14 protein-coding genes are annotated in these 15,252 nt (G+C 73.0%); 5 read left to right on the forward strand and 9 right to left on the reverse strand.

Going from position 1 to position 15,252, the window contains the following annotated elements; translation table 11 throughout:
* The first annotated feature begins 480 nt into the window (after positions 1-480).
* Together C3489_RS24630 and C3489_RS24635 are read left to right on the forward strand one after the other, a co-directional pair.
* Positions 481-1,431, forward strand: coding sequence for a S1 family peptidase (locus tag C3489_RS24630; protein ID WP_103784235.1), 951 nt, complete (start codon positions 481-483; stop codon positions 1,429-1,431).
* A 156-nt stretch (positions 1,432-1,587) separates the two neighbouring features.
* On the forward strand, positions 1,588-3,033 hold the full coding sequence (locus C3489_RS24635) for an alkaline phosphatase PhoX (protein WP_103784236.1): 1,446 nt from the start codon (positions 1,588-1,590) through the stop codon (positions 3,031-3,033).
* Positions 3,034-3,076: 43 nt separating this feature from the next.
* Here the strand turns inward: C3489_RS24635 and C3489_RS24640 are convergent, their stop codons facing one another.
* Positions 3,077-3,514, reverse strand: coding sequence for a nuclear transport factor 2 family protein (locus tag C3489_RS24640; RefSeq protein ID WP_103784237.1), 438 nt, complete (start codon positions 3,512-3,514; stop codon positions 3,077-3,079).
* A 97-nt stretch (positions 3,515-3,611) separates the two neighbouring features.
* Here C3489_RS24640 and C3489_RS24645 point away from each other — a divergent pair, with 97 nt between their 5' ends.
* Positions 3,612-4,214: a TetR/AcrR family transcriptional regulator gene (locus C3489_RS24645; RefSeq protein ID WP_103784238.1), complete on the forward strand. Its 603-nt coding sequence runs from the start codon at positions 3,612-3,614 to the stop codon at positions 4,212-4,214.
* 15 nt (positions 4,215-4,229) lie between these two features.
* Here C3489_RS24645 and C3489_RS24650 read toward each other — a convergent pair whose 3' ends face one another.
* The 7 genes from C3489_RS24650 to C3489_RS24680 all read right to left on the reverse strand — a co-directional run bounded on the left by C3489_RS24650 (position 4,230) and on the right by C3489_RS24680 (position 11,530).
* Positions 4,230-5,417 (reverse strand): TerD family protein, encoded by a 1,188-nt coding sequence (locus tag C3489_RS24650; protein WP_181139825.1) that lies wholly within the window; start codon positions 5,415-5,417, stop codon positions 4,230-4,232.
* A gap of 83 nt (positions 5,418-5,500) precedes the next feature.
* On the reverse strand, positions 5,501-6,490 hold the full coding sequence (locus tag C3489_RS24655) for a zinc-dependent alcohol dehydrogenase family protein (protein WP_103784240.1): 990 nt from the start codon (positions 6,488-6,490) through the stop codon (positions 5,501-5,503).
* On the reverse strand, positions 6,487-7,314 hold the full coding sequence (locus tag C3489_RS24660; RefSeq protein ID WP_103784241.1) for a carbohydrate ABC transporter permease: 828 nt from the start codon (positions 7,312-7,314) through the stop codon (positions 6,487-6,489). Before C3489_RS24660 ends, C3489_RS24655 begins: the two co-directional genes overlap by 4 nt.
* Positions 7,311-8,249 carry a carbohydrate ABC transporter permease gene (locus tag C3489_RS24665; RefSeq protein WP_103784242.1) on the reverse strand — a complete coding sequence of 313 codons (939 nt, stop codon included), beginning with the start codon at positions 8,247-8,249 and terminating at the stop codon, positions 7,311-7,313. The genes C3489_RS24660 and C3489_RS24665 overlap by 4 nt, the downstream gene beginning before the upstream one ends.
* On the reverse strand, positions 8,246-9,616 hold the full coding sequence (locus C3489_RS24670; protein ID WP_103784243.1) for a sugar ABC transporter substrate-binding protein: 1,371 nt from the start codon (positions 9,614-9,616) through the stop codon (positions 8,246-8,248). The genes C3489_RS24665 and C3489_RS24670 overlap by 4 nt, the downstream gene beginning before the upstream one ends.
* Before the next feature lie 76 nt (positions 9,617-9,692).
* The gene (locus C3489_RS24675; RefSeq protein WP_103784244.1) at positions 9,693-10,463 is read right to left on the reverse strand and encodes a DeoR/GlpR family DNA-binding transcription regulator; all 771 of its coding nucleotides are present in this window, start codon (positions 10,461-10,463) and stop codon (positions 9,693-9,695) included.
* A gap of 257 nt (positions 10,464-10,720) precedes the next feature.
* The gene (locus tag C3489_RS24680; RefSeq protein WP_103784245.1) at positions 10,721-11,530 is read right to left on the reverse strand and encodes an NAD(P)-dependent oxidoreductase; all 810 of its coding nucleotides are present in this window, start codon (positions 11,528-11,530) and stop codon (positions 10,721-10,723) included.
* A gap of 243 nt (positions 11,531-11,773) precedes the next feature.
* Between C3489_RS24680 and C3489_RS24685 the strand changes: the two genes are divergently transcribed.
* Both C3489_RS24685 and C3489_RS24690 read left to right on the forward strand, forming a co-directional pair.
* On the forward strand, positions 11,774-12,715 hold the full coding sequence (locus C3489_RS24685) for a 5-dehydro-4-deoxyglucarate dehydratase (protein WP_103784246.1): 942 nt from the start codon (positions 11,774-11,776) through the stop codon (positions 12,713-12,715).
* Positions 12,712-13,875 (forward strand): hypothetical protein, encoded by a 1,164-nt coding sequence (locus tag C3489_RS24690; RefSeq protein ID WP_103784247.1) that lies wholly within the window; start codon positions 12,712-12,714, stop codon positions 13,873-13,875. The genes C3489_RS24685 and C3489_RS24690 overlap by 4 nt, the downstream gene beginning before the upstream one ends.
* A gap of 78 nt (positions 13,876-13,953) precedes the next feature.
* On the opposite strand, the gene C3489_RS24695 is transcribed toward C3489_RS24690, so the two are convergent.
* Complete coding sequence (locus C3489_RS24695) at positions 13,954-15,168, reverse strand: MFS transporter (protein WP_103784248.1); 1,215 nt, start codon at positions 15,166-15,168, stop codon at positions 13,954-13,956.
* Positions 15,169-15,252 lie beyond the last annotated feature (84 nt).

Consider the following 15,252-nt stretch of genomic DNA (forward strand, 5'->3'; position numbering starts at 1 on the left):
CGGGGCGGCGGAGCGCCCGGATTCCCAGGCAGGGCCCGGCGTATGCCGTGGCGGGGCGCCGGGTTCCGGCGCCCCTGTCCCGCGCACGTGGTCGTGAAGTGCCCGCCCGGCGAACGCGGTGGCGGAGCGCCCGCGTCACGGGCATGCCGGGTTCGGATGCGCGGGCGATCGTGGCGCCCCGGGTTCGGACGCGCCGGTGTTTCGTGGCGCCCCGGGCTCGGATGCGCCGGTGTTCCGTGGCGCCCGGGTTCGGGGACTCCTGGGTTCGGGAGCCCCCAGTTCAAGGGCGACGGGTTCCGGAGCACCGGTTCCGAGGCGCCCGTATCCTGGCGTGTCCGTGTCCCCGGACGGCCGTCACCCGTACGCGGTGTCCGGGGTGCCCGGGGTCCGCGGCGCGTCTAGCGTCCGGAAAGGGGATCACTGAGCGGTCGCATCCGCGCCGGTGGCGTGCGCGCGGCCCTTCCCTTTCCGGAGGAACACATGAGGACAGGACGCTCGGCGCCCCGCGGCGGCACGAGAGGACGCATACGCCTGGTCGCCCTGGCGTCGGGACTGGCCGCCGTCGCGGCGACGGCCCTGGCCGGGACGGCGGCCCACGCCGGCGGCGCCGACCCCAGCCCGACCACCACCTACAGCACCGAGCAGCTCGCCGCCGTCGAGAAGGCCGTCGCGGGCGCCGATGTGGCCGGCACCGCGTGGACCGTGGACACCGCGTCCAACCGGGTGCTGTTCGCGGCCGACCCCACCGTGTCCAACGCCACGCTCCAGGCCGTCAAGAAGCGGGCGGGCGCCAACTCCGGCGCGCTGCGCTTCGAGCGCCTGCCCGGCAAGCTCATGAAGTACCTCACCGGTGGGGACGCCGTCTACAGCAGTGACCCGACAGGCCGGTTCCGGTGCTCGCTCGGCTTCAACGTCCGTGACACCGACGACGCCAACGCCAGGTACTACTTCCTCACGGCCGGCCACTGCACCAACGGCGCCACCGACTGGTACTCGGACCAGTTCGTCACGCACATCGGCACCACCGCCGGCTCCAGTTACCCGGGGAACGACTTCGGCCTCGTCAGGTACGACAGCGACGACCCGGCCCCGCCCGGCACCGTCGACGGCCAGGACATCACCAGCGCCGGCAACCCCCGTGTCGGCCAGGCGGCCTGCCGCCGCGGGTCCACCACCGGCACGCACTGCGGACGCATCACCGGGCTCAACTGGACCGTCAACTACGGCGACGGCCCCGTGTCCGGCCTGATCCGCGCCAACATCTGCGCCGGCCCCGGCGACAGCGGCGGGCCCCTGTACTCCGGCACCCAGGCGCTGGGCCTGACCTCCGGGGGCGCCAACGCCAACGCCGGGTGCGGCAGCACCGCCGGCACGACGTGGTACCAGCCGGTCACCGAGGCGTTGAACACCTACGGCCTGCACGTGTACTGAGCGACGCGGCGGGGCCCGGTGCGCGGACGGATTCACGCACCGGGCCCCGCCGACGTCGTACGGTGTTCAATTCCCGTTCAGCAACGGGCGCGACGGTGTCGCCGAAACCAGAGGTCCGCCACCCTCCACGGCACACCCACCGTCTCAGGAGACACCATGTCGCTCACCCGCAGGGACTTCGCCAGGAAATCCGCGGTCACCGGTGCCGGGGTCGCACTGGCCGGCAGCGTCGGCGCCCTCGCCAGCGCGCCGAACGCCCTGGCCTTTGCCGAGACCGACACCGAGGCCGCGGACGAGGCGTCGGCGGAGAACCACGGCGTCGGCTACGGGCCGCTCGTGCCCGACCCGAAGGGCATCCTCGCCCTGCCCGCCGGTTTCTCCTACCGGATCATCACCCACAGCGGGAAGACCACACTGGAGTCCGGCGAGTTCACCCCGTCCAACCACGACGGCACCGCCACCTTCGACGGCCCGCGCGGTGCGACCCTCCTGGTGAACAACCACGAGCTGAAGGGCCCGCGGGCCAACTGGAAGTACCCGGTGCCGCTCACCGAGGGACTCGTCTACGACCCGGCCGCCTCCGGTGGCTGCACGGTCGTCGAGGTGCGCCGCGACCACGTCGCCGAGTGGGTCGGCATCGCCGGCACCTCCACCAACTGCGCCGGCGGCCGCACCCCCTGGGACACCTGGCTGACCTGCGAGGAGACCGAGGACAAGGCCGGCCAGAACGGCATGACCAAGGACCACGGCTACGTCTTCGAGGTCGACCCCGAGGACCGGCGGGCCAACCGCGACCCCAAGCCCATCAAGGCGCTGGGCCGCTACGCCCACGAGGCCGTCGTCATCGACCCCAAGCGCGGCCACGCCTACCTCACCGAGGACGCCTCCGGCCCCAACGGCCTGCTCTACCGCTGGACCCCGCCGGAGGGCTTCGAGCACGGCCGCGGCCGGCTGCGCACCCTCGCCGACGACGCCGGCGTGCTCCAGGCGTTCAAGTGCTTCGACTCCGGCGGGCAGTTCGTCGACGACCTCTCCCGCGCCACGAAGACCGGCACGGTCTACGGCGTGGACTGGGTCGACGTCCCCGACCGCGACGCGAAGACCGTCTCCGTGCGCAAGCAGTTCGGCGCCGGCCAGGTCACCCGCGCCCGCAAGCTGGAGGGCATGTGGTGGGGTGACGGCGGCGCCTACATCGTCTCCTCCTTCGCCCGTGCGGAGAGCCCGATCCAGCACGACGGACAGGTCTGGTTCTACGACCCCAAGCGCCGCACCCTGACGCTGAAGGTCCTGCTCGGTGTGAACCCGGACCCGGCGAAGGACGGCGCCTTCGACGGCCCCGACAACATCACCGTCTCCCCCTACGGCGGCCTGGTGATCGCCGAGGACGGCGAGGGCGTGCAGCACCTGTTCGGCGCCACCGAGAGCGGCCGCACCTACCCCATCGCCCGCAACGAGCTGAACATCGGCACCGCCGAGAAGCCCGAGTACAGCGAGTTCACCGGCGTCACCTTCTCGCCCGACGGCAAGACCCTCTTCGCCAACATCCAGGAGCCGGGCATCATGCTGGCGATCACCGGTCCCTGGAAGCGGCAGCGCCGCTGAGGCCCGGTCTTCGCGGGGTCCTTGCCGGGACCTCGCGGCGCCCTCAGTCCGCCGGTGGCCGCGTCCTCGTGCCGGCCACCGCGGAGGCGTCCATGTAGTCGCGGACGTGCACGAGCAGACCGTCGCGGACCCGCATCACCAGCAGGCCCGGGACCTCGAAGGGCTTCCCGGTGGTGGCCAGTGCGCCGGTGACGGTCTGCTCGACGACCAGGACCTCCGGGTCGGTGGACTCGTGCACGGCCACCTCCCGCACCTGCTCCGGGCGGGCCGGGCTCGCGGCCCACAGGGCCCGGTAGCCCGCGCGGATCTCCTCGCGCCCGTGGTAGCGCGCGGGCAGACCCGGGAAGGCGAACGGGAACTCGTGCACGGCGTCGGCCGCGTAGAGGCCGGCCAGCGCGTCCGCGGACCGGTCGAGGATCGCCCGGCGATAGCGGGCGACCACCTCGCGCGGGCCGGGGGCTGGCGGGGAACTGCTGACCATCCGCGCGGACTCCGTTCGGACGCGTAACCGGGGACTGTCTCCGGTTGCCTGGCCGGTACGCTACGGAGTTGGTCTCCGGTTGGCAAGGAGTGTCTGGATGTCGCAGGACAGGCCCATGCGGGCGGACGCCCGGCGCAACTACGAGCGGTTGCTGAAGGTGGCGGCTGAGGCCTTCGCCGAGCACGGGGAGAACGCGTCGCTCGACGACATCGCCAAGCGCGCCGGAGTCGGCTCGGGCACCCTGTACCGGCACTTCCCCAACCGCCGGGCGCTGCTGGAGGCCGCCTACGTCGACCGGATCGAGGCCATCGCCGCCCGCGCCGACGAGCTGGCGGACGGCAGGGCGCCGGGCGAGGCCCTGCGGGAGTGGCTCCACGAGCTGTGCGTGGGCTCGATCCAGGTGCGCGGACTCAAGGCCCTGCTCGGATCGGCCGTCACGGACGGTGCGCCGGGCGCGGTCACCGCCTGCGCCACCTCGATCAAGGGTGCGGCGACCCGGCTGGTGGCGGCGGCCCAGCGGGACGGCTCCCTGCGCCCCGACATCGAGCCGGTGGAGCTGCTGCGGCTGGCGCACGGGGTGGCGACGGCGGCGGAGCTGGCCGACGAGCACGGCGGGCAGATCAGCCGGTACCTGGCCCTGCTGATGGAGGGGCTCGGGCCGGGTGGCACAGGGGCGCCCTCCGGCCGAGGGCGCCCCTGACCGCCGTAGGGCCGACTACAGCGCCTGCGCCGCCGGCTTGACCATGTTGCGGACCGTGCGGGCCTTGACGAAGTCGCCCATCGCCGTCATCTCCCACTCGCCGGAGAACTGGCGGATGAGCTTGGCCATCATCACGCCGGTCTGCGCTTCGGCGTGGGTGAGGTCGAAGCGGACCAGTTCCTCGCCGGTGGCCGCGTCCATCAGGCGGCAGTAGGCCTTGGCGACCTCGGTGAACTTCTGGCCGGAGAAGGAGTTGACCGTGAAGACCAGGCCCGTGACCTCCTGCGGGAGGCGGCCGAGGTCGACCACGATCACCTCGTCGTCGCCCGCGCCCTCGCCGGTGAGGTTGTCGCCGGAGTGCTTGACCGCGCCGTTCAGGATGGACAGCTTGCCGAAGTAGCAGCTGTCGAGGTGGTTGCGCTGCGGGCCGTAGGCGATGACCGACGCGTCCAGGTCGATGTCCGCGCCCCGGAACGCCGGCTCCCAGCCGAGGCCCATCTTGACCTGCGAGAGCAGCGGACGGCCGCCCTTGACCAGCGACACGGTCTGGTTCTTCTGCAGGCTGACCCGGCCCTTGTCGAGGTTGATCTTCCCGGCCCCCGGCGCGGGGGCCGGGGGAGCGGGCGGCGCGGCCGGGGTCTGCACGGGGGCCGGGGGCGCCATCGGCTGCGGCGGTGCCGCCGGTTGCGGCGGGGCCGCGGCGGGGGCGGGCTCCTCCACGCTCACGCCGAAGTCCGTGGCGATGCCGGCCAGGCCGTTGGCGTACCCCTGGCCGACGGCGCGGGCCTTCCACTGGCCGCCGCGCAGATAGATCTCCATGACGACCAGCGCCGTCTCCGTGCCCAGCTGCGGGGGCGTGAAGGTGGCCAGCACCGAGCCGTCGTCCGCGTTGCGCAGGGTGGCCGTCGGCTCGATGCCCTGGAAGGTCTGCCCGGCCGCGTCCGGGCTGGCGGTGACGACCACCTTCTCGATGCCCGGGGGCAACGCGGTCGTGTCGACCGTGATCGCGTCCGGGGACGCACCGCCGCCGGAGCGGTAGGTCACGCCCGGGCCGGCGGGCTGGTTGTAGAAGATGAAGTCGTCGTCGGAGCGCACCTTGCCGTCGGCGGTGAGCAGCAGGCCCGACACGTCGAGCCGCACCGGCGCGGCGACGTCCACCGTCACGCGCGCGACCGGCAGAGGGATGTTCGAGCCAGGGGTCATAGCTGTCATGCCGGGTGAACGAACGACATCGCTTTACCGTTCCCTTACCAGCCCCGTTCGGCCCCGCCCCGCCGCGCGGAGCGTCACGGCACCACCACGATCTTCCGCCCCACCCCCGCCGCGAACTGCTCCAGCGCCTGCGGGTAGCGCTCCAGCGGCAGCCGGTCGCTGATGAAGACCTCCGGGTCCAGGACGCCGCCCGCGAAGAGTTCCGCCGCCCGCTCGAAGCTGTGCAGCACCGCCATCGAGCCGGTGATGGTGATCTCCTGGTTGTAGATCCGGTACGGGTCGATCGTCACCCGCGTCGCGTAGTCGGCCACCCCGAACTGCAGGAAGGTGCCCGCCTTCGCCACCCGGTCCAGGCCGTCCTGGATCGCCGCCGCGTTGCCGGTGGCGTCCACGACGACGTCCCAGCCCTGCGGGCGCTCCAGCTCGTCGGCGTTCGCGGCCGACGCCGTCACGCCGAGCCGGCGGGCCGTCTCCAGGCGGGCGGGGTTCACGTCGACCATGTCCACGCTCGCCGCGCCGGTCCGCTTGGCCAGCTCCAGCATCATCAGGCCCATCGTGCCGGAGCCGTAGATCAGGACGTGGGCGCCCAGGCGGGAGCGCAGCACGTCGTAGCCGCGCACGGCGCAGGACAGGGGCTCCACCAGCGCCGCGTCCTCGGTGCGCACGTGCTCGGGCAGCTTCACGCAGTTCGCGACCGGCGCCACCGCGAACTGCGCGGCGCCGCCCGCCGTCGTCACCCCGATCGCCGCCCACCGCTCGCACAGGTTGTTGTGGCCGTTGCGGCAGTAGCGGCACTCGTGGCAGTACAGGGAGGGGTCCACGGCGACCCGGTCGCCCTCCGCCACCTCCGTGACCTGCCTGCCCACGGCGACCACCGTCCCCGCGAACTCGTGCCCCGGCACGATCGGCAGCTTCGGCGCGAACTCGCCCTGCAGGATGTGCAGGTCGGTGCCGCACAGGCCGCACGCGGCGACCTCGACGACGACCTCGCGCGGGCCCGGCGTCGGGTCCGGGACCTCGGTGACCACGGCACGGCCCACGGACTCGATGACGGCGGCCTTCATTTCACAGCTCCCAACGACAGGCCCTGGACCAGTTTGTCCTGGGCGGCGAACCCCGCGGCGAGCACCGGCAGGGAGACGACGAGCGACGCGGCGCACACCTTCGCCAGGAACAGGCCCTGGCTGGTGATGAAGCCGGTCAGGAAGACGGGCGCGGTCTCGGCGACGACACCGGTGAGCACCCGGGCGAAGAGCAGCTCGTTCCAGCTGAAGATGAAGCAGATCAGGGCGGTGGCGGCGATGCCGGGCAGGGCGATCGGCGCGACCACGCGGGCCAGGATCGTCGGCAGCCGGGCCCCGTCCACCCGGGCCGCCTCGATGACCGCCACCGGGATCTCGGCGAGGAAGGACTGCATCATCCACACCGCGATCGGCAGGTTCATGGAGGTGTACAGGACGACCAGCAGCCAGATGTTGTCCAGCAGGCCCGCGTTCTTGGCGAAGAGGTAGATCGGCAGCAGTCCCGCCACGGCCGGCAGCATCTTCGTGGACAGGAAGAAGAACAGCACGTCCGTCCACTTGCGCACCCGGCGGATCGACAGCGCGTACGCGGCCGGCAGCGCCAGCAGCAGCACCAGCGCGGTCGAGGCCACCGAGGCGACCACCGAGTTGATCAGCGCCGGCCAGGGGCTGGCCCCGCCGGCGGTGCCGAAGAACTCGCGGTAGCCGTCCAGCGTCAGCGACGCCGTGAAGGACGGCGGGTTGGTCGCCGCGTCCTGTTCGGAGTGGAAGGACGTCAGGGCCATCCAGGCGATGGGCAGGAAGAACACGATCCCGGCCAGCCAGGCCAGCAGGCCCGTGCCGCCTCGGCGCAGTACGGCGCTCATCCGCGCGCCACCTCCTCGCGGAACAGGGACGACACCACGCGCAGCGCGAGGGTCGCGATGACGATCGAGCCGATGACCACCAGCACGCCCGCCGCGGAGGCGAGACCGTTCTCGTGGGCCTGGTAGAAGCTCTGGTAGACGGTGTAGGGCAGGTTGGCGGTGCCCAGGCCGCCGGACGTGATCGTGAAGACCGCGTCGAAGTTCTGCACGATGTAGATCGAGCCGAGCAGGGCGCCCAGTTCGAGGTAGCGGCGCAGATGCGGCAGCGTGAGGTGGCGGAAGACCTGCCAGTCGCTCGCGCCGTCCACGCGCGCGGCCTCCATCTGCTCCGGGTCGCGGCTCTGCAGCCCGGCCAGCAGGATCAGCATCATGAACGGGGTCCACTGCCACACCAGGGACGCCTCGACCGCGAGCAGCGGGGTGTTCGAGATCCAGTCCGGCTGGGGTCCGCCGACGTAGTGCAACAGGCCGTTGAGCAGCCCGTATTCGGGGTTGTACAGGACGTGCTTCCACAGCAGGGCGGCGGCGACGGGCACGATCAGGAACGGGGCGATCAGCAGGGTGCGCACCACGCCCCGGCCGCGGAACCTGCGGTCGAGCAGCAGGGCGAGGGCCAGGCCCAGCACCAGGCTCACCAGCACCACGGCCGCCGTCAGCAGCACGGTCGTCCACACCGAGTGGCGCAGGGCGGCGTCGGTGAGGACCTGGTGGTAGTTGTCGAGGCCGGTGAAGCGGCGGGCCTTGGGGTAGAGGGCGTTCCAGTCGAAGAAGGAGATCACCAGCGTGGCCACGAACGGCAGCTGGGTGACGGCGATCATGAAGACCAGGGCGGGCAGCAGCGGGGCGCGGGTGGCCCAGGCGCGCAGCCGGGCGGAGGGCTGCCGTATCGCGCGGACGGGCGCTGCGGCCACGGGTGTCGTGGTGGTGGCGGTCATCGTCCCTCGTACTCCTTCGCGATGCGCTCGGCGAGCTGCTGGGACTTCTTCAGGGCCGTCTCGACGGACTGGCGTCCGGCGATGGCCGCGCTGATCTCCTGGGAGACCTTGGTGCCGAGGTCGGTGAACTCGGGGATGCCGACGAACTGGATGCCGGGCGCGGGCCGCGGCTGTACGCCGGGGTCGTGCGGGCGGGCGGTGGCGATGGCCTGGCGGGTCATCTCCTGGAAGGCGGCCGCCTCCTTGACGTAGGCGGGGTTGGTGTAGGTCGAGGCACGCTTGCCGGCCGGGACGTTCGACCAGCCGGACTCGTTGCCGACCAGTTGCTCGTAGCCCTTGCCGGAGGCCCAGGAGACGAACTTCCACGCCTTGTCGGGGTTGCGGGAGGCCTTCTGGATGCCCCAGGCCCAGGTGTAGAGCCAGCCCGCGGACTTCGTGCGCTCCACGGGGGCGGGGGCGTAGCCGACCTTGCCCTTCACGGGGGAGCCGGCGGCTTCCAGGGAGCCGGCGGCGGAGGTGGCGTCGTACCACATGGCGACCTTGCCCTGGGTCATGTTGTTCAGGCACTCGGCGAAGCCGGACTGGGCGGCGCCGGACTCGCCGTGGGCGCGGACGAGGTCGACATAGAACTTCGTCGCCTTCTCGAAGGCGGGCGAGTCGAGCCGGGCCGTCCAGTCCTTGTCGAACCAGGTGCCGCCGAAGGTGTTCACGACCGTGGTCAGCGGCGCCGTCAGCTCGCCCCAGCCGGGCAGCCCGCGCAGGCAGATGCCCTTCATGCCGGGTTCGGCGCCGTCCGCCCGCGCCGCGAGGTCGGCGACCTGCTGCCAGGTGGGGTGGGCGGGCATGGTCAGGCCCTTGGCCGCGAACACGTCCTTGCGGTACATGAGGAAGGACGACTCGCCGTAGAAGGGCTGGCCGTACGCCTTGCCGTCGTCGCCGGTGAGGGACTCGGCGATGGGCCGCAGCACGTCCTTCTCGTCGTACGCCGGGTCCTTCGCGACGTAGGAGTCCATCTCGTGCAGCCAGCCGTTGCGGGCGTAGATCGGTATCTCGTAGTTGGACAGGGTCGCCACGTCGTACTGGCCGGCCTGGTTGGCGAAGTCCTGGCTGATCTTGTCGCGGACGTCGTTCTCGGGCAGGACGGTGAAGTTGACCTTGATGCCGGTCTCCCGGGTGAAGTGGGCGGCCGTCAGCTTCTGCAGCTCCACCATCTGCGGGTTGTTGACCATCAGCACATTGAGGGAATCGCCGCCGGAACCGGACCCGCCCGCACCGGCCCAGCAGCCGGACAGCAGTGGGGCGAGCAGCATCCCTGCGGCGGCCATGGCGAGCGCGGCTCGCGGCCTCCGTCGGCTCGGGGTGCGCATGGATCGCTCCTGGAGGTATGGGGACATAAGGGGCGCCGCGGGGAAGGCGGCGTCCCGACAGGGGAGTTGACGCGGTTCAGACCCGGATGACCTGCGGGCCCAGCAGGGAGTAGCGGTGCGCCTCGGCCGCCGGGAGCTGGGTGCTCGTCACGATCGCCTCCACCACGCCGACCTCGGCGAACCGGCAGAAGCTGACCGCGCCGAACTTGGTGTGCACACCCGCGAAGACGGTACGGCGAGCGGCCCGGATGGCCTGCGCCTTGACCTCGCCGACCGCCGGGTCGGGCGTGGTCAGGCCGTGCTCGCGGGAGATGCCGTTGGCGCCGATGAAGGCGAGGTCGAGCACGAACCCGGCGAGCATCTTCGTCGTCCAGTGGTCGACGGTGGCCAGCGTGCCGGAGCGGACCCGGCCGCCGAGCAGCAGCACCGAGGTGTGCGGGGCCTCGGCGAGCGCGCCCGCGACCGGCAGGGACGCGGTGACCACGGTCAGCGGCCGGTCCCGGGGCAGCGCCTCGGCGATGAGCTGCGGGGTGAAGCCCTCGTCGACGAAGACCGTCTCGGCGTCCCCGAGCAGCCCGGCCGCGGCGGCCGCGATCCGGCGCTTCTCCGGGACGTGGCTGGTGGCGCGGAAGGCGAGCGTCGTCTCGAAGCCGGCGCTCTCCACCGGGTAGGCCCCGCCGTGGGTGCGGCGGACCAGCCCGTGGTCCTCCAGGGCGCGCAGATCCCGTCGTACGGTCTCCTTCGCCACGCCCAGCTCGGCGGCGAGCGCGGTGACGTCCACCGAGCCGGTGGCGCGCGCGACCCGGACGATCTCGCGCTGGCGTTCTTCCGCACTGTTCGTGGCCATGGCCGGCACACCTCCCTCACCACGGTGCCCGTTCGGGCCCTCGGAGGAAGTTCTACAGCGGGCGCGGGGCGCCGACCAGGTCTGTCGCGGGCCCGATGCTGCCCGGGTGTGCCCGTATCCGCCGTGCGGTGCCCGCCGCGGACCTGCGCCGCTGTACGGCGGGGGCGTGGGATCGGGCACGGCCGGTGCCCGAAAGAGGGGGCGGGCGGGCCCGTTCGGTGCCCGCCCGCCCCCTCGGGCGACGACTTCCGGCCGGATCAGTACGGCCAGATCGGCGGGTCGGTGACGAAGTGGCCGCCGAGGTAGGCGTGCGCCTCGTTGCCCGGCTCCAGCTCGCCCTGCTCGGCGATCAGCTTCTCGGCGTACGGCTCGGAGTCGTCCTGCGGCTCGTAGCCGAGCGCCCGCGCGGAGGCCAGGTCCCACCACAGCCGGGTGTTGGCGGAGGAGCCGTAGACCACGGTGTGGCCGACGTCCTCGGCGGTCAACGCGGCGTGGAAGAGGCGGGCGCCGTCGGCCGGGCTCATCCACACCGAGAGCATGCGCACGCTGGTCGGCTCGGGGAAGCAGGATCCGATGCGCACCGAGACGGTCTCCAGGCCGTGCCTGTCCCAGTACAGCTGCGCGAGGTCCTCGCCGAAGCACTTGGACAGGCCGTAGAAGGTGTCCGGGCGGCGCGGGGTGTCGACGGGGATCAGCGGGTCGTCGCCCTGCGGCCGGGGCGTGTAGCCGACGGCGTGGTTGGAGGAGGCGAAGACGATGCGTCCCACGCCCTCCTGTCGGGCGGCCTCGTACAGGTTGTAGGTGCCCTCGATGTTCGCGGTGAGGATCTTGGCGAAGGGGGCTTCCAGGGAGATGCCCGCCAGGTGGATGATCGCGTCGACGCCCCGGACGGCCTCCCGCAGCGCGTCGGCGTCGGCGAGGTCGGCGGTGATCGCGTCCGGTTCGCCCTCGATGGGGCGGACGTCGAGCAGCCGCAGCTCGTAGCCGTACCCGGGGAGCAGGTCCCGCATCAGGGTGCCGAGCCCGCCGGCGGCGCCGGTCAGCAGAACGGTGCGGGGAGCGGGCATCCTCGGTCTCCTTGCGTCACGAGCCGCGTGCATGGATGGCATTCACATGCATGGACACGCTAAAGATCGGCGCGGCGTGCCGTCAAGGGGCGCGCGGAGCCGTGGAATCCGCATGTTCTCGGAGTTCGACGCCTCGCTGCACACGCGGCACGTGCTTGACCGGCGCCGATGGCGCTCCCTAGGGTGAGGGTGTTCATGAATATGGACGACAATCAGAAACATGAGTGCCTCCAGGGAGTGCCCGTGACGTCAGCCCCCCTCGCCGCTCGACTCGGCATCCCCGGCGGGCCGCTGTTCTTCCCCGTCACCGCCTACGGCCCCGACGGCTCCGTCGACCTCGTCACCTACCGCACCCATGTGCGCCAGGGCGTCGAGGACGGGGCCGCCGCCGTGTTCGCCTGCTGCGGCACCGGGGAGTTCCACGCGCTCACCCCGGAGGAGTTCGCCACGTGCGTGCGCACGGCCGTCGAGGCCGCCGACGGACGCGTACCCGTCGTCGCCGGCACCGGATACGGCACCGCCCTCGCCGTCACCTACGCCCGGCTCGCCGAGGACGCCGGGGCCGACGGGCTGCTCGCCATGCCGCCCTACCTCGTCGTCGCCGGGCAGGAGGGGCTGCTGCGGCACTACCGGGAGATCGCCGCCGCGACCACGCTGCCGGTGATCGTCTACCAGCGCGACAACGCCGTCCTCACCCCGCAGACCGTCGTCGAGCTCGCCCGCACGGACGGGATCATCGGCCTCAAGGACGGCCTCGGCGACCTCGACCTGATGCAGCGCACGGTCAGCGCGGTGCGCACCGAGGTCCCCGGCGGCTTCCTCTACTTCAACGGCCTGCCCACGGCCGAGCTGACCCAGCCCGCCTACCGTGCCGTCGGCGTCCCGCTGTACTCCTCCGCCGTCTTCTGCTTCGCCCCCGACATCGCCCTCGCCTTCTACCGGGCGCTCCAGGACGGCGACCAGGAGACGGCCGGCCGGCTCCTGGACGGCTTCTACCGTCCCTTCGTCGAGCTGCGCTCCCGGGGGCGCGGGTACGCCGTCTCCCTGGTCAAGGCGGGCGTGCGGCTGCGCGGCCTGGACGTGGGGGAGGTGCGGCCGCCGCTGCACGAACCGGCCGAGGATCATGTCAAGCAGCTCGCGCGGCTCATCGAGCGCGGCCAGGCCCTGCTGGAGGAGGACAAGTGAAGGCGTCGGCGTTCGTCTACCCCTGGGACGTGGCCGGGGACCCGGGGGCGGCCACCCGGATCGCCGCCCTCGGGGCCGAGCAGGTGACGCTGGCCGCCGCCTACCACTCCACGCGCGCGCTGACGCCCCGCCACCCCCGCCACCGCGTGGTCACCGCCGAGTACGCCGCCGTGCTGTACCCGCCGGGCGAGCTGTGGCAGGACCGCGCCCTGCGCCCCCACCCGGCCGGGGACTGGGCGCCCGGCGACGCTTACGGCGAGGCCGCCGCGATGCTCGCGGACGCGGGACTTGAGGTGCACAGCTGGGTGGTCCTCGCCCACAACTCCCGACTCGGTGCCGAGCATCCGGACACCTCCGTCGTCAACGCCTACGGCGACCGCTACCCGTGGGCGCCGTGCATCGCGCAGCCCGCCACGCGCGCGTACCTCGTCGCCCTCGCCGCCGAGGCCGCCGTACGGCCCGGCGCGCGCGGCACCGAGCTGGAGTCCCTCGGCTGGTACGGGTTCGCCCATCTGCACGCGCACGACAAGACGGCCGGCGTCGGGCTGGGCGAGGCCGGGCAGTACCTGATGTCGCTGTGCTTCTGCCCGGCCTGCCGGGAGGGCTACGGCCGGTACGGCCTGGACGCCGCCGAGCTGGCCGCCGCCGTGCGCACCGCGCTGGAGCCGGTGTGGCGCGAGGAGCCGTACGAGGCCGGGTGGGCCGGTGTCGAGAAGCTGCTCGGCGAGTCCACGGCCACCGCCACGCGCGCGTACCGCGACGAGACGGCCCGCACGCTCCAGGAGGAGGCCGTCGCAGCCGTCCGGGCCGCCGCGCCCGAGGGCTTCCAGGTGCTGCTGCACGCCGACCCGGTGTCGTACCACTGCGGCGCCAATGCCGGCGTCGACCCGGCGCACATCCTGAGCGTGGCGGACGGCGTGGTCGTGCCCTGCACGGGAAGCCCGGACCTGCTGGTGCCGTTCGCCGGACAGGGCCGCGCGGGGACGGTGCTCGCCGCCAACTTCACCGTGGTCAGCGGCATGGGCGGCAGCCCGGGCACCCTCACCGCGGACGCGGCACGCGCGCGTGAGCTGGGCGCGAACGAGCTGCGGCTCTATCACGCGGGGCTCGCGTCGGACGGCGACCTGGCGGCCGTGCGGGAGGCGCTGGGCGGGGGGTGAGCGGGGCTGGCCGGGTGTGAGGGAGGGCTTAGGGCGGGTTTCGCGTCCGAGGTGGTGTCTCAAGGCGGGGGGGGTGTCCTACCGCGGGCTCGCCTCCGAGGGTGAGCCGGGGGTCGCGTGTGGCGCCCCCCTCAGCAGCCGCCGCACGGGTCCCGCCAGCTGGGCCACGCCGAGCGCCGGCAGCACCAGCCGGTGGTCGGCCAGTTCCACCAGCGCCGCGCCGAGGGCCAGCCCGGCCACGTTCGGCGTGAAGAGCAGCGTGTTCGCCGTGGCCACCGCTCGCCCCAGCAGCGGGCCCGGCACCTGCCGCTGCACCGCCGTGAGCGCGGCGATCAGCGCACAGGGCAGGCCCGCCCCGATCGCCGCGCTGCACACCAGCGCCACGGCCTGGTCGGGCACGGCCCGCAGCGCCACCGCGACCGCCGTGAGCGCGATGCCGTACCCGGCGAAGCGCCGCTCGCCCAGCCGCCGCAGCGCGGCCCCCGAGAGCAGCCCCGCCACCACCGAGCCCGCACCCTGCACGGCGGCGAGCACACCGGCGTACGAGGCGGGCCGCCCGAGGGCGTCCACCACGGCGTACACCTGGGCGCCGTTGAGGCCGGCGAAGAACATCGTCGTGCCGCCCGCGACGACCAGCGGGCGCAGGCCCGGGTGCGCCCACAGCGCACGGGCCCCTTCGGCGGTGCCCACGTCGCGCCGCTCTGGCCGGGCCTCGGTCACCCGCAGGCGGGCGTACACCAGCGCGGCCAGGACGAAGGTGCCCGCGTCCAGCAGCGCCACGGCCGGTCCGCCGTACACGGTGTAGAGGCCGGCGCCCGCGAGGGGGGCCAGCAGTTTCATGCCCTCGGTGGCCGTCATCCGCAGCCCGTTGAAGTCGCCGAGCAGCGCCGGGTCGACGGCGGCGGCGACCAGCGCCGACTCGGCCGCGTCGTGGACGACCCCGGTGGCGCCGTAGACCAGCAGCACCGCGAGGACCAGCCAGACGTCGGCGGCGGAGCCGACCCACAGCAGGGCGGGCAGCAGGGCGGCGAGCAGCAGGTTGCCGCCGATGAGCAGCGGCTTGCGGCGGACGCGGTCGGCGAGGGTGCCCAGCGCGGGGCCGGCGAGCGTCGGCGCCCACATGGCCAGCAGGCACAGCGCGGCGAGGCCGTCCGAGCCGGTGAGGTCCTTCACCCACACGCCGGACGCCAGCCACAGCGCCGACGTGCCGAAACCGGAGACCACCACACCGGTGAGGTACAGGCGGGCGTTGCCGTCGCGCAGCACACGCGAGACCGTCCAGGAAGTCGTCATGCCCGGTCATCGTGCGGCTAAGGCCCCGGGGCCGGGATCGGGAAGGTGCCGTAGAACAGCCGGCCCGGCGGCGATGAGTTCCGG

This window comes from Streptomyces sp. Ru71 (assembly GCF_002920535.1).
In the GTDB taxonomy this organism is placed as follows: domain Bacteria; phylum Actinomycetota; class Actinomycetes; order Streptomycetales; family Streptomycetaceae; genus Streptomyces.

What these genes read in the sequence shown, in the direction of transcription:
- C3489_RS24640 (WP_103784237.1), bottom strand. Translation starts at nt 3,514, where the DNA reads ATGGTCAGCAGTTCCCCGCCAGCCCCCGGCCCGCGCGAGGTGGTCGCC.
- C3489_RS24650 (WP_181139825.1), bottom strand. Translation starts at nt 5,417, where the DNA reads ATGACCCCTGGCTCGAACATCCCTCTGCCGGTCGCGCGCGTGACGGTG.
- C3489_RS24695 (WP_103784248.1), bottom strand. Translation starts at nt 15,168, where the DNA reads ATGACGACTTCCTGGACGGTCTCGCGTGTGCTGCGCGACGGCAACGCC.
- C3489_RS24660 (WP_103784241.1), bottom strand. Translation starts at nt 7,314, where the DNA reads ATGAGCGCCGTACTGCGCCGAGGCGGCACGGGCCTGCTGGCCTGGCTG.
- C3489_RS24635 (WP_103784236.1), top strand. Translation starts at nt 1,588, where the DNA reads ATGTCGCTCACCCGCAGGGACTTCGCCAGGAAATCCGCGGTCACCGGT.
- C3489_RS24670 (WP_103784243.1), bottom strand. Translation starts at nt 9,616, where the DNA reads ATGCGCACCCCGAGCCGACGGAGGCCGCGAGCCGCGCTCGCCATGGCC.
- C3489_RS24665 (WP_103784242.1), bottom strand. Translation starts at nt 8,249, where the DNA reads ATGACCGCCACCACCACGACACCCGTGGCCGCAGCGCCCGTCCGCGCG.
- C3489_RS24680 (WP_103784245.1), bottom strand. Translation starts at nt 11,530, where the DNA reads ATGCCCGCTCCCCGCACCGTTCTGCTGACCGGCGCCGCCGGCGGGCTC.
- C3489_RS24645 (WP_103784238.1), top strand. Translation starts at nt 3,612, where the DNA reads ATGTCGCAGGACAGGCCCATGCGGGCGGACGCCCGGCGCAACTACGAG.
- C3489_RS24675 (WP_103784244.1), bottom strand. Translation starts at nt 10,463, where the DNA reads ATGGCCACGAACAGTGCGGAAGAACGCCAGCGCGAGATCGTCCGGGTC.
- C3489_RS24630 (WP_103784235.1), top strand. Translation starts at nt 481, where the DNA reads ATGAGGACAGGACGCTCGGCGCCCCGCGGCGGCACGAGAGGACGCATA.
- C3489_RS24655 (WP_103784240.1), bottom strand. Translation starts at nt 6,490, where the DNA reads ATGAAGGCCGCCGTCATCGAGTCCGTGGGCCGTGCCGTGGTCACCGAG.